Here is a 13,511-nt window from a genome sequence, read left to right as displayed (position 1 = left end):
TAGAGGGTTGCGGAAATTTTTTACACGGTCAGTCAGGCTATAAAGCATTTTGATAAGCCTGGGAAAGTACCAGTCAAATTCGTAACTTTTGAGATCGAATTCTGGGAAATGTAATATTTTCTGGAAAACTAGTAAGAATCCGGGTGACGCTTCAGATTCGGATGCAATCTGTAGGTAAACAATTTAACTAGCTCAGTCGAGTAATGAATTTAATTCGATCCGCGTTGCGTAAGCCAATTACGATTCTGGTTATCGTAGCTAGCTTATTTTACTTCGGCGTAGGTGCCGTTCGTACCATCAAAATTGACATATTCCCAAACCTGAATCTGCCGGTTATTTACATTTCTCAACCGTTTGGTGGGTACACCCCCGACCAGATGGAGGCATTTTTTGGTAAGCAGTATGTCAACTTGCTCCTGTATGTATCGGGGGTAAAAAGTATTGAAACCAAAAATATTCAGGGGATAACGCTGCTTAAACTGTCGTTCTACGAAGGCACCAATATGGCGCAGGCGGCTGCGGAAGTGTCGGCTTACTCCAACCGAGCACAGGCGGTGTTTCCGCCCGGTTCGCAGCCGCCGTTTATTCTGCGTTTCGATGCGTCCACGTTGCCGGTCGGGCAATTGGTATTGAGCAGCCCCAATCGATCCAACAACGAATTACAGGATTTAGCCAACGTTTACATTCGTTCCGGCTTTACGTCGATTCCGGGTCTGGTATCGCCAGCGCCCTTCGGCGGTAACTCGCGTTCCGTGGTTATCAAAGCAGACCCGACTCTACTGCGGGCGCATAACCTGACCCCCGATCAGCTGGTAGCTGCTCTGCGTATCAACAACCAGGCAACCCCCGCCGGAAACGTGCGGGTGGGCGATCTAAACTATTTTACGCCGGCCAATACAACCATCAAGACAATTGATGATTTTGGTAATATTCCGCTGTACACCGGTACCGTGCAGAACCTGTATCTGAGAGACGTTGCCACCATTGAAGATGGCGCTGATATCACGCAGGGTTACGTGCTGGTCAACGGAAAACGCTCGGTTTATCTGCCGATTACCAAGTCGGCGGATGCATCGACCTGGGAGGTTGTTCAGAACTTGAAAGCGGCTCTGCCGCGCTTCCAGGCTCTATTGCCAGAAGACGTAAAACTTACCTATACGTTTGACCAGTCGGTCTATGTGATCAATGCCGTAGAAAGCTTGATAACGGAAGGCGCCATTGGTGCTATCCTGACGGGGTTGATGGTACTCCTATTCCTGGGTGATTTACGCGGGGCGCTGATCGTTATCGTGACCATTCCTACCTGTATCATTGCGGGCGTTCTGTTCCTGTCCTTATTCGGGCAGACGATCAATATTATGACCCTGAGCGGGTTGTCGCTGGCTATCGGGATCCTGGTCGATGAAAGTACGGTAACCATCGAAAATATCCACCAGCATATGGACATGCACAAACCCAAAGCGCTCGCCATCTGGGATGCCTGTAAGGAAATCGCGTTCTCGAAATTGCTGATTCTGTTCTGTATTCTGGCGGTGTTTGCACCCGCTTTTACCATGAAAGGCATTCCGGGTGCCTTGTTTCTGCCGCTCTCGCTGGCGATTGGTTTCTCGATGATCACCTCGTACCTGATGGCACAGACGCTGGTTCCTGTTCTGGCCAACTGGTTTATGAAAGAGCACAATGCCGTTGGGAACGGAAAAGGCACGAAACAGGATGTGCTAGCGGCAAACGGGCAGCGTATATCGGTCAATGGTACCGGTAAAACCGGCTCGAATGGTCATCATTCGCACGACGATATATTGAGTCAGAAAGAAGAAATGGCGCACCGGATCGACGCGAACAACGACGGTAAAATCAGCTTCTTCGAACGAGTACGGGCTCGTTTCATGCGATTCATGGAGCGGTCGATGCCGTACCGGAAGCCTATCGTGTTGGTTTATGTCGTTGGCTCACTGGCGATTGCTGGACTGCTGATCACGACGATTGGCCGGGACGTGTTGCCCAAAGCGGGTGGGGGACAGTTTCAGGTTCGGTTGCGGAATCCCGACGGAACCCGGCTTGAAAAAACCGAAACCACCATGCTCAAAACCATTGACGTGCTGAACAAGCTGGTCGGTAAGGAAAACATCGAAATTACGTCAGCGATGGTTGGGATGCACGGTGCTCAGTTTTCGACGAGTCCGATTTACCTGTTTATGGCGGGACCGCAGGAAGGCGTTTTGCAGGTAAGTTTGAAAAGAGACTATGACGTTGACCTGGATGAACTGAAAGACAAATTCAGAGCCAGCATTAACAAAGCGTTACCTGACGTTAAGCTTTCGTTTGAACCGATTGAGTTGACCGATAAGATCCTGAGTCAGGGGTCACCAACGCCGATTGAAGTAAAGCTGACGGGGAAAAACAAAAAACAAAACGAAGAGTACGCGAATAAAGTCATCGCGAAACTTCAGAAGATCCCATACCTGCGTGATGTGCAGATCGGGCAGGCTACGAAGTATCCAACGATCAACGTAACGGTTGACCGGACCCGCGCTGCCCAGTTAGGAACGGATATGTCGTCTATCTCGCGTTCGTTGATTGCTTCGACCTCGTCGTCGCGTTATACCGAGAAAAGCGTGTGGATCGACCCAAAGTCGAATCAGAGCTATAGTGTACAGGTGCAGGTCCCGGAAAACCAGATGAAAAGCGTCAACGATCTGGGTGAAATTCCGATTACGCCAAACGCCAACCGGCCGGTACTAAGCGATGTCGCGACCATCCGGACCGGAACGACTTACGGCGAAAACGACAACGTCGGGGCTATTCCGGTGCTATCGGTTACGGCCAACCTGAACGATATGGACCTGGGAACCGCTGCGCACGATGTGCAGAAAGCCATCGATTCGCTGGGCGAACTACCCCGTGGATTGACGGTTAAAATGCAGGGGCTGACACAAGTACTGATCGAAACGCTGGACAGTCTGCAAACGGGCTTGTTCACGGCCATCATCGTTATTTTTCTGATGCTGGCTGCCAATTTCCAGTCGTTCAAAGTATCGCTGGTTGTTTTGTGTACGGTACCAGCGGTATTGCTTGGCTCGCTGCTGCTGCTGATATTGACTGGTTCGACGCTTAATTTGCAGTCGTATATGGGTATGATCATGTCGGTGGGGGTTTCTATTTCGAACGCCGTACTGATGGTAACGAATGCCGAAGAACTGCGCCTGAAAAACGGCAATGCGTTGCTTTCGGCCAAAGAAGCCGCTTCGGTCCGATTACGGCCTATTCTGATGACGAGTGTTGCGATGGTAGTGGGGATGATTCCGATGGCATCAGGTTTGGGTGAAGGTGGTTCGCAGGCGGCTCCGCTGGGACGTGCCGTGATTGGTGGTCTGATTGCATCGACGTTTGCGGCCTTGTTTATTCTTCCGATGGTATTTGCCTGGGTACAGGGTAACACCTCGACCGAGTCGGTATCGCTTGATCCTGAAGACAAAGAAAGTAAGTTTTATATTCCATCCTCCTATGAACCAGTTCATTAATAAACCATACCGTAGTTTGCTTACCCTTGTGGGGGGAATACTCCTGCTTAGTGCTTTATCAAGTTGTCATTCATCCGAAGGAAAGGAAGAAGAAGCTGAATCCGAAGCTCCCGAAGCCCCGGCCGCTCTGGAGGTGTTTAGCCTGACTAAAGGAAAACTGGCTTCGTCGCTACAGTTACCCGGCGAACTGGTAGCCTTTCGGGATGTCGATATTTACGCCCGAGTGACGGGTTACATCAAAACGCTGAACGCGGATGTCGGTTCGGAAGTAAAAAAAGGGCAGTTGCTGGCCCTGGCCGAAGCCCCCGAACTAGGCGCTCAGCTCGCGTCGGCGGAATCAAAGCTGAAAGCGCAGGAGGCTTTGTCTATCGCCAGTAAAGCCAATTACGAGCGTATTCTCGAAGCCAGCAAATTTTCTGGGGCCGTTTCGAAGAATGACGTGGATCAGGCACTAGCCAAACGCAATGCCGATCTGGCTCAATTGGATGCGGCTAAGTCGGCCTATCGGGAAGTGGCTGATCTGAGACAATACCTGCAAATCCGGGCTCCGTTTGATGGCGTTATCAGTGCGCGGAATGCCAGCACAGGCGCGTATGTCGGACCAGCGGGCAAAGGGTCTGAATTCCCGCTCTTTGTGTTGACGGAGCAAAAAAGGTTGCGTCTGGTAGTTTCTGTTCCCGAAACGTACACGGGCTATGTCGATCAGAACGACCAGGTGAGCTTTACGGTAAAGACGTTCCCCGATAAGACCTTTACCGGGCAAGTGAAACGGTTGGCCGGCGCATTGGACAAACGACTACGGTCGGAGCGGGTCGAGGTCGATGTGATCAATAATGACAAGAAGTTGTTGCCCGGTATGATCGCGGAGGTTAACATACCGCTGCCCACTAAAAACAGCACGTTTATTGTCCCAAAATCGGCGGTTGTGAACTCGACAACAGGCATTTTTCTGATTCGGGTTAAAGACAAGAAAGCGGAATATGTGCCGGTTAAACGAGGAATTGAGGCCAACGACAAAGTAGAAGTATTTGGCCAGCTGACCGAAGGCGATCAGTTTATTACGGCAGCCAACGAAGAGATTCGCGATGGTACGCCGGTAAATGTGAAATAGTAATACCGAAGTAAACAAAAAGAGCCGCAAGTCATCCCTTGCGGCTCTTTTTGTTATTTGACATATCCCAATTTTCGGGGGATGGTATAAATTTCCGTTTGTCGACCGTCGATGTAGCGGAACGTATTTCCGTCGAAAAAACCGTCTTCTTCGAGCATGATCCGCACCACTTTCTTCCATTCCGGAATTTCGACGGCGGCATTCAGTTCAATCGAATAGGCAGTGTTGGCCAGCAGTGGATAATCGCCAGCGCCGGGAACGCCTTTCTGCTGATCCCACAGGCCAATGGTTGGGCCAGCCGCGTGGCCGTGAACGCCAATCGGGTGGGAGTAGATGGTTCCTTTGATACCTTCTTTCTGCGATTGCTCCAGCGCGGCCAGAAGCATTTGATTGCCCGTTTTTCCAGCTTTAAATTGTTCGGTAAGAATGTCCTGCAACCGGTTGCCTTGCTTGAAAGCGGCTTTAAGCGACTCCGGTACATCGGTTTCGCCGGGCTTCAACACGTACGCGTGTTGTTGTTGATCGGTGTTCAGGCGCAGGTAGGTAATGCCAAAATCGACGTGAAGCAGATCACCCGGCATGATCACCTGTTTGTCGGGCCGCTTCGAAAACGTGCGCAGGTGGTTAAAATCCTGCTCGTCGGCGCGTTGCACATCAACCGTCGGGTGAAACCACGTGTCGAGACCAAGATTCGTGATGCGCTGGCGAAACCACCAGACGACATCGTCGGTCGTGGTAACGCCGGGCTGAATGACCTGTTCTGAAAAGCCTTCCTGAATGATTTGGTGCGACAGACGGCAAATAAGCGGATAGATCGCCATTTCTTTCTCGGTCCGCGTTTCGAGCCAGCCAACGGCTATTTTCTCCGCCGAAACAATCCGCTTCTGGTAATCGGCTGGTAGCTTCTTTAAAAATTCTTCGTGCTCTGTAAACGACAGTCCGTCGGCATGGCCGTAGTTGGTGGAACTGTTCAGTCCGATTTTCTTCGGCTTTCGCTCTTCGATAATCTTCGACAACGCTTCCCACTGGTTCGGGCGAACGTCGATATCCCAGGCTCCTTTGAGTAAATTACCTACGTCGTAGCGAGCGATTGCCAGCTTTTCGACGCCCTTATCGTTTCCTTTTGCATCTTTCCCCTGGTCGAAAAAGACGATGATGGTACGTCGGCGGGCCGATAGCCAGGTTGACGGTAACATCGTCCGCAGAACCGGATCTTCGTTGTACTCGCGGGAGATAATCACCCACATATCGATGCCTTCCCGGCGCATAAGTTGGGGCAGCAGATTCGTGAAGCGGTCATCCAAAATGTCATCAACCACCCGCGCCCGTTCGCGTTCGGTCAGCACAGCAGACGGCTGAGCAATGGATAGGGTAGAAGAGAGTAAGAAAAATAAAAGAAGAAACTGTAATGATCGATGCATAGTGTTCAGGTTGTGAGCAGTTTGTGGCAAGATACGCAAGACCTTATGGATTTTTAACAGTGTCTACTGCCAACCATTGCGTTTATTCGCGTATCTGTTGACAAAAGCACTCTTCGCGTATGGCTGGCACGCGAGTTGAAATCTTCTCTCGAAGCATAGAATGGTGCCTTTCGTTCGTTAGCTTGCTATACCCATTTGAATACCAACCTATTCGTGTATGAAGTCCACGTTACTACTATTCATTGCCTTTTTTTACTCGACATTCGTTCTAGCCCAGACGAGCAGCACGGGCCTGCGGGGCGTTGTCAAAAACGTCCAGGGAGAGGCTTTGCCGTATGCCGCTGTTGTGATCAAAGGTACGCCCAACGGGACCATCACAAACGCAGAAGGACGGTACGAGATTGGACTTGCGCCGGGAAATTACGTTGTTGTTTTTCAGTACCTGGGCTTTCAAACTGTTCAAAAATCAATAGAAGTAGGAACCGGTTTTACGAGCCTGGATGTGACGCTGGAAGAACAGGCCCTGCGACTCGCGGAAGTGGAAACGAAGGCGGGTAACGAAGATCCAGCTTACACCATTATGCGCCGGGCGATTGCCAAGAGCCGATTCCATCAGTTGCAGGTACAGCGGTTCAAAGCGCGGGTGTACACGAAGTCATCCTTCACCGTAACGGATTTGCCGAACCTGGCCGAAATGGCGTTTCGGAAGCAGTTGAAAGAAGCGGAGAAAGAAGCCAATTTTAAGGTGGGGGTGCCGATGCTGAACGAAACCGTTGCTGAAGTGTCGTTTAGTCAGCCCAATACGTATCGGCAGCGCATTATCGCCAACCGCAACTCACAGGGTGATTTCTTAAGTCCTAACCAGTTCTACAACGCCAGCTTCTACAACCCAACCATAGCCGGAACGGTTTCTCCGTTGTCGCCCAAAGCGTTTGCTTACTACAAGTTTGAATACAAGGGTACGTTTCGGGAGAATGGGCCGGACGGAAAAGCAATTGAGATTAGCAAGATTCAGGTTATTCCCCGGCAGTGGGGTGAGGGCGTTTTTCGGGGTACTATTTACATCATTGAAAACACCTGGGCAATCCATAGCCTGCAATTGGAAACGGTCAACAACATCGGTATCCTGATCAGTATCCGGCACGTATGTACACCAATTCAGGGTGTCTGGATGCCAACCAACCAACGGTTCAGCGGCAGCGGTTCCTACCTGGGCGTAAAAGGGAATGGGTATTACATCCGTAACCTGACATTCACCGAATTTGTGGTCAACCCGGCTTTTGTGGAGGATATCGAAGTGGCCGATGAAAAAAAAGGCGCTCCCGCGAATACGCTTGCCAAGAGCGATATCAAGGGAAAGCAGTTTGATGAACTAGTCAAGAAACAGAAAGAATTTTCGACCAAGAACTTACGGCAGCTTGTCAAAGAATACGAGAAGCAGGAAAAGCAGGCCCGGAAAAATCGCAAAGAGGATGTAACGGTAGTGCGTGACGACTCACTGGAGGTCGATTCCCTGGCGCGTAAACGGTCTAACGTTTTCTGGGATTCACTACGGTCGGTGCCCCTGACATCTGCCGAGGTTAAGAGCTACCGCAAGGCTGATAGTTTGGGCCTGACACGGGAAATAAAAGCACCCGGAACAAAAGATACCACCGGACGCGACACCACACAACAAAAGAAGTCAAAAGCGTTTTCGGTAGGGCAGCTGATCGGTGGTAATACCTGGCGGTTCAACAAACGGAGTTCCCTAATTTATACCAGCCCCATCACGCGAATCGAATACAACACCGTAGAAGGCTACACGTTGGAAGGGGCGCTTAATTACCGGTACCAGGCCCGAGTTGACTCGATCAATCGATTCCGCAAAATTCCGTTGGGGGAGTGGAATATCGGCGGAACGGGCCGTTATCAGTTTGGGCGTAAGCAATTCGTGGGGTATGGGTTGGCTAGTTATCAGCACAAAAATACGCTCGTGAGTCTGTCGGGTGGGCGGTATCTGTACCAGTTCAATCCCAACAATCCGATTAGCCCGTTCCTGAACTCGCTGACGACGCTGCTGTTCGAGCAGAACTTTGCCAAACTGTACCAGAAAGATTTTCTGAATCTATCCGTTACGGCAACACCGTTTAAGCAGCGCGTCAGTCTGACGGGCGGGTTAGAGTACGCCCAGCGGACCGAACTGGCGAATTATCGGGAGGATCTGAAACCGTGGATCGATTCGCCAAGGCGGGAGTTTACGGCAAACCGACCCGATAATAACGAACTGGCCAACACGGGCTTCCCAATACACAATGCAGTAGTCCTAAATCTGACGGCATCGGCTCGGCTAGGGGCCATGCAGTACACCATGCGCAACGGCCGACGGACTGCACTACGCAATAATGAAAGCCCATTACTGAGTGTCAACTACCGGAAAGGCATTCACGGCATTGCTAATTCCGCTGTCGACTATGATTTCTTGCAGGCAAGTATCAGTCATTCGTTCGAAACGGGTATTCGGAGCCGTCTGAATTACCAAATCGGAGCCGGCGCTTTCCTGAATGATAAGCAACTATATTTTCCTGATTTCAAGCACTTCGCTGGTAACCAGTTTTTCTTGCAGCAGGGCGATGTTGTATCAACATTCCGAATGCTGCCGTATTACCAGTACAGTACCGGCAAGCGTTTTGTAGAAGGTCACGTGCTGGCCGAGTTCCGTAAGTTTCTTCTTACGCAGGTAACGTTTATGCGGCTGCTCGGTATGAAAGAAAATCTGTTTGTGCATTCCCTGTACACGCTCGTTTCTAAAAACTATACCGAAGTAGGCTATGGACTGGACGGTCTGATTCCGCAGGTGTTTCCGTTTTTTCGGGTAGAAATTGTTTCGCAGTGGCAGGATGCGAAATACCAGGGATTGGGTTTCCGGGTAGGCACGACACTTAAGTTCGGGCGGTAAGAACGACGTACGACTGGGAGGCCAGCTTATTATTTCGGCTAATTGAAATCCTATTGATCGCCGGAATGGTTTAGCATACAGTTGCCATCCTACAGTATACATCGCTTATGGAGCGTCGTCTGTTTCTGCAAACATCGCTAACCGCAGCCGTTGGGTTGAACCAATTAACATCCGTTATGGCCGACGCTGATTCGTCAATTTTACCGGAACCAAAACCGGGCAAGCTGCCGCGCTGGCGGGGGTTTAACCTACTCGAAAAATTTGTTGCGGGTACGACCGGCCCCGAACCTGCCGGACCGTATCAGGAACGGGACTTCGAATGGATTGCAAACTGGGGCTTCAATTTCGTTCGGTTGCCTATGTCGTACCATTGCTGGGCTACGCCCGATCCGGCACACTGGACCGAACTAAACGAGCGCGTGTTGAAAGAAGTAGATCAGGCCGTTGACTACGGAAAGCAACATAAAATTCACGTCAATCTAAATTTGCACCGGATTCCCGGCTACTGCGTGAACCCGCCCGCCGAACCACTCGATCTCTGGACCGATGATCGGGCGTTGGAAGCTGCCGTTTTTCACTGGAAGCATCTGGCCGAGCGTTACAAAGGTCGGCCTAACCGGGAGGTTTCGTTCGACCTGATCAACGAGCCGAATACCGACGAGGCAAAATACATTCGCGTCGTAACGGCGCTGGTCGAAGGAATTCGTTCTGTTGACCCTAACCGGTTGATTATTGTTGATGGCTTGCAATACGGTAACCAGCCCGTATTTGACCTGGTTAATCTGCATGTTGGTCAGAGTACGCGCGGTTACCTACCGATGAATGTGAGCCACTACAAGGCAGAATGGGTGCCCATGCTGAAAGACGCACCTTCGCCTACCTGGCCGAATACTTGGATGAACGTGGTCTGGAACGCCGAGACGTTGAAAAAAATTACCATTGACCCCTGGAAGAAACTACAAAAGCAAGGGGTAGGCGTTCACGTTGGCGAGTGGGGTTGTTACAATAAAACGCCCCACGACGTTGCGTTGCGGTATATGGAAGATCACCTGAAGCTTTGGAAAGAGGCCGGATGGGGCTGGGCGCTCTGGAATTTTCGGGGCGCATTCGGTATCCTTAACAGCGACCGAGCCGACGTAACCTACAAAGAGCATCAGGGAATGCTGCTGGATGAACGAATGCTAACTTTGTTACAAAAATATTAGTAGTCCCGCCTGTTGCAGAAAGGCCCGTAGCGAGTAGTCAGACCCCACTGGTGCGGTTAGATCGTATCTATTCATCGGTAAACAATATATCGAAACAGTTACTCATCTTTGAATGTCGAAATGGCTAGTTTCGATGGATAAACACTTGTATGCGTAAATGGCTGATTTACAAGTGTCTGAAATTCCTGCCTGACTTCTGTTTGGGCTCTCTAGTCAACTTACCTAAAATCGCCTATTTTCTGCCTGCTACTAAACTATTTATACGAAATCATTAATCCTGAAGTTCTTATAATTAAGTAGCTGTCCAATATCGTACCGTAACCTTCATGACTAACCTGTCTCTTTATCAAACTGCACCTCCCGGATTTGAACTATCTACTGACGAGCGCGCCTTTCTCTGGCAACAAGTACTGAATCATTCCATAAACGGCTTAGTAGGACTTGTGGCCGTTCGCGAAGGGGCTTCTCCCGATGGACCAATCGTCAATTTTCAATATCGTTTTGCCAATAATACAGCACTACGCGATACACTGGGTAACAACCACGAAGAAAGCGCCGATATCACAGGACGACTGCTAACGGATTTTTTTCCGACAGTTCGCGAAACGAAGTTGTGGCAGACCTACATCAAGGTAATTGAAACGAATGAAGCGCAGCGGGTTGAGCAGACTTATAAGGTCGGTGACCACGACGTGTGGATCGTTCAGTCGGCGGCTCCGTTTGGTCACGACGGCCTGCTACTTTCTTACAGCGAAACCAGTGATCTGCACCATGCCGCCCGTCGATTAGCCCGACAAACCACGCTACTCAATGGTGTATTAAACTCTTCGCCTAATTCTATCGTCGTCTTTGAAGCGGTTCGCGACGACCAGCATAACCTGCTAAACTTTTGCATTGCACTCACTAATCAACAGTTCGAACGGCTGATCAGCCAGACTCCTATGCACTTTACGGGGTTACTGCTGACCGATATTTATCCAGTAAAACCGGAATGGATGGAGCAGTTGCGGCATATGCTCGATACGGGAGACGCCATTTGTTTCGAAGAATATGCTCCGTCGCTGGATCGCTGGTTCAACGTTACCCTCAATCACCTGAACGATGGATTTGTTGCTACAATACAAGATGTAACGGAGGCCAAACAATTGCAGCAGCAGCTGGAGGCAACCGTGCAGGAACTTCACCGGTCGAATCATAACCTGGAACAGTTTGCTTACGTAGCGTCGCACGATCTGCAAGAGCCGCTGCGGAAAATAGTTTCATTCGGTGATGTGCTGAACGATCAGTTTACTGAAGAATTAAGTGCGGCTGCAACCGATCTGATCCAGCGCATGCAGGTCTCGGCGGGGCGTATGCGGTCATTGGTTCAAGATCTGCTGACTTTTTCCCGGCTATCGGGAGATGCTAAAACATTTAGTCCGGTTGATCTCAACAAGTTGATTGACTTAGTGGCTGACGATCTCGAACTAACGATTTATGATCGCAAGGCACAGCTTACTGTCGATCCGCTGCCCATGGTCCAGGGCGACGTAGCTTTGCTGCGTCAGTTGTTTCAGAACTTGCTCAGTAATGCGCTGAAGTTTCAGCAAATCGATTCTGCCGGAACGCCAATTCCTCCCCAGGTTCGTATCAGTGGCTATGTAGCCACGGAATCCGATTTGCCCGCAACGCTGTTAGATGGGCCGTCGGCGGAGGGGCGGTTTGCAGTCCTGACCGTCGCTGATAACGGAATCGGATTTGATGAGCGCTATCTGGACAAAATATTCACCATTTTTCAGCAGCTTCATGGCCGAATGCAGTACGACGGAACCGGAATGGGTCTAGCCATTTGCAGAAAAGTGGCTGATATTCACGGCGGCTACATTACGGCGAGCAGTCAGGAAGGTAACGGTGCAATATTTCGTGTTTTTCTGCCTAGAGCGTAGAGGCTACTCTTGCAGGGGCCACTGCCTCAATAAATCTTTCGGCTGATCAACATTTTTGTTACACATCAGGTTTTCGCAGAAGAAGGATATAAGTTTGGTGTTTTATTGGCCATTCTAATTTGTCACCCTTCTTCTGCTAACAGCTTATGAAAATTACGGACGCAACGCCTGATTCAGCAAATGCTCTTAATTTAACTAGCCGCCCATCAACGACGACTAGTACAAATCGCCCTTCCTCCTCGTTCTCAGTCGATGATGTCCATGATCTGATCTGTTTTTCGCACTTACGGTGGAACTTCGTTTATCAACGTCCGCAACATCTGTTGACCCGAGCTACGAAAAACTACCGTGTATGGTTTATTGAGGAGCCCATCTGGAGTAACGAAACACGACTTACTACTTGTCAGCAGACCGACCGGCTAACCGTGCTGGTGCCGCATCTTCCTCATGGAACGAAACCTGACGAAGCCATTCGCTTACAGCGTCAGCTATTGGATGAGTTTTTGCAGAACGAACGTATTGGGAATTTTATAGCTTGGTATTACACTCCGATGGCTCTGTTGTTCAGTGATCATCTGCAACCGCGCCTGACGATTTACGATTGCATGGACGAACTGTCGGCTTTCTGGGGAGCTCCTCCGCAATTGCTGGCCGAAGAAAAGCGACTCATCGACAAAGCCGATATCGTATTTACGGGCGGCCATAGCCTGTACGAAGCCAAGCGCAACCGGCATTCGCAGGTATTCGCGTTCCCAAGCAGTATCGATTTCTCGCATTTTTCGGCAGCTCGCCAGCCGCAGCCCGATCCGGCAGATCAGCGTTCGCTAGCCAACCCACGGATTGGCTTTAGTGGAGTTATCGACGAACGGTTTGATTACAAATTGCTTGGTGAAGTAGCCCAGCGTCGGCCCGAATGGCAGTTTATCTTACTCGGTCCAATCGTTAAGATCAGCCGGGATTTATTGCCGAAAGGAGATAACGTGCATTACCTGGGCATGAAGGCGTACAAAGATCTACCAGCTTATTTCGGTAACTGGGACGTTGCGATGCTGCCTTTTGCACTCAACGATTCAACCCGATTCATCAGCCCGACTAAGACGCCTGAGTATCTAGCCGGTGGATTGCCCGTTGTGTCTACGCCAATTCGTGATGTAGTGCGTACCTACGGCAACGCCGATTTCGTCCAGATTGCTGATTCGGCGGATGCCTTCGAAGCGGCCATCGAGAAAGCGCTCAACGGAGGACACCCAGCCGACTGGGCCGCCATCGACAGCTTCCTGATGGAAAATTCCTGGAACCACACCTGGAACGATATGAACCGGTTGATGGTCGCCAACCTAAGCCTTGCTATCGAGCAGTAAACTACAGCGAAAATGGGCTAGGACATCCTAGC

7 protein-coding genes are annotated in these 13,511 nt (G+C 50.4%); 6 read left to right on the top strand and 1 reads right to left on the bottom strand.

Going from position 1 to position 13,511, the window contains the following annotated elements:
- The first annotated feature begins 203 nt into the window (after positions 1-203).
- Entirely contained in the window at positions 204-3,521 is a 3,318-nt protein-coding gene (locus LQ777_RS18395; protein ID WP_232559401.1) for an efflux RND transporter permease subunit, read from the top strand.
- On the top strand, positions 3,505-4,632 hold the full coding sequence (locus LQ777_RS18390) for an efflux RND transporter periplasmic adaptor subunit (RefSeq protein WP_232559400.1): 1,128 nt from the start codon (positions 3,505-3,507) through the stop codon (positions 4,630-4,632). Before LQ777_RS18395 ends, LQ777_RS18390 begins: the two co-directional genes overlap by 17 nt.
- Positions 4,633-4,685: 53 nt before the next feature.
- Here the strand turns inward: LQ777_RS18390 and LQ777_RS18385 are convergent, their stop codons facing one another.
- On the bottom strand, positions 4,686-6,053 hold the full coding sequence (locus LQ777_RS18385) for a M24 family metallopeptidase (RefSeq protein WP_232559399.1): 1,368 nt from the start codon (positions 6,051-6,053) through the stop codon (positions 4,686-4,688).
- 217 nt (positions 6,054-6,270) lie between these two features.
- Between LQ777_RS18385 and LQ777_RS18380 the strand changes: the two genes are divergently transcribed.
- The 4 genes from LQ777_RS18380 to LQ777_RS18365 all read left to right on the top strand — a co-directional run bounded on the left by LQ777_RS18380 (position 6,271) and on the right by LQ777_RS18365 (position 13,479).
- Positions 6,271-8,988, top strand: coding sequence for a DUF5686 and carboxypeptidase regulatory-like domain-containing protein (locus LQ777_RS18380; RefSeq protein WP_232559398.1), 2,718 nt, complete (start codon positions 6,271-6,273; stop codon positions 8,986-8,988).
- A gap of 107 nt (positions 8,989-9,095) precedes the next feature.
- Positions 9,096-10,193 carry a glycoside hydrolase family 5 protein gene (locus LQ777_RS18375; protein WP_232559397.1) on the top strand — a complete coding sequence of 366 codons (1,098 nt, stop codon included), beginning with the start codon at positions 9,096-9,098 and terminating at the stop codon, positions 10,191-10,193.
- 326 nt (positions 10,194-10,519) lie between these two features.
- The gene (locus LQ777_RS18370; protein WP_232559396.1) at positions 10,520-12,118 is read left to right on the top strand and encodes a sensor histidine kinase; all 1,599 of its coding nucleotides are present in this window, start codon (positions 10,520-10,522) and stop codon (positions 12,116-12,118) included.
- A 146-nt stretch (positions 12,119-12,264) separates the two neighbouring features.
- Entirely contained in the window at positions 12,265-13,479 is a 1,215-nt protein-coding gene (locus LQ777_RS18365; protein WP_232559395.1) for a glycosyltransferase family 1 protein, read from the top strand.
- Positions 13,480-13,511: the final 32 nt, after the last annotated feature.

Origin of the sequence: Spirosoma oryzicola, assembly GCF_021233055.1 — a bacterium.
In the GTDB taxonomy this organism is placed as follows: Bacteria; Bacteroidota; Bacteroidia; order Cytophagales; family Spirosomataceae; genus Spirosoma; species Spirosoma oryzicola.
The sequence above is the reverse complement of the archived record's forward strand: the minus strand, read 5'-3'. Positions and strand labels throughout refer to the sequence as shown.

Excerpts from the sequence above, each read along its gene's own strand:
- LQ777_RS18395 (WP_232559401.1), top strand. The coding sequence starts at position 204 with ATGAATTTAATTCGATCCGCGTTGCGTAAGCCAATTACGATTCTGGTT.
- LQ777_RS18390 (WP_232559400.1), top strand. The coding sequence starts at position 3,505 with ATGAACCAGTTCATTAATAAACCATACCGTAGTTTGCTTACCCTTGTG.
- LQ777_RS18385 (WP_232559399.1), bottom strand. The coding sequence starts at position 6,053 with ATGCATCGATCATTACAGTTTCTTCTTTTATTTTTCTTACTCTCTTCT.
- LQ777_RS18380 (WP_232559398.1), top strand. The coding sequence starts at position 6,271 with ATGAAGTCCACGTTACTACTATTCATTGCCTTTTTTTACTCGACATTC.
- LQ777_RS18375 (WP_232559397.1), top strand. The coding sequence starts at position 9,096 with ATGGAGCGTCGTCTGTTTCTGCAAACATCGCTAACCGCAGCCGTTGGG.
- LQ777_RS18370 (WP_232559396.1), top strand. The coding sequence starts at position 10,520 with ATGACTAACCTGTCTCTTTATCAAACTGCACCTCCCGGATTTGAACTA.
- LQ777_RS18365 (WP_232559395.1), top strand. The coding sequence starts at position 12,265 with ATGAAAATTACGGACGCAACGCCTGATTCAGCAAATGCTCTTAATTTA.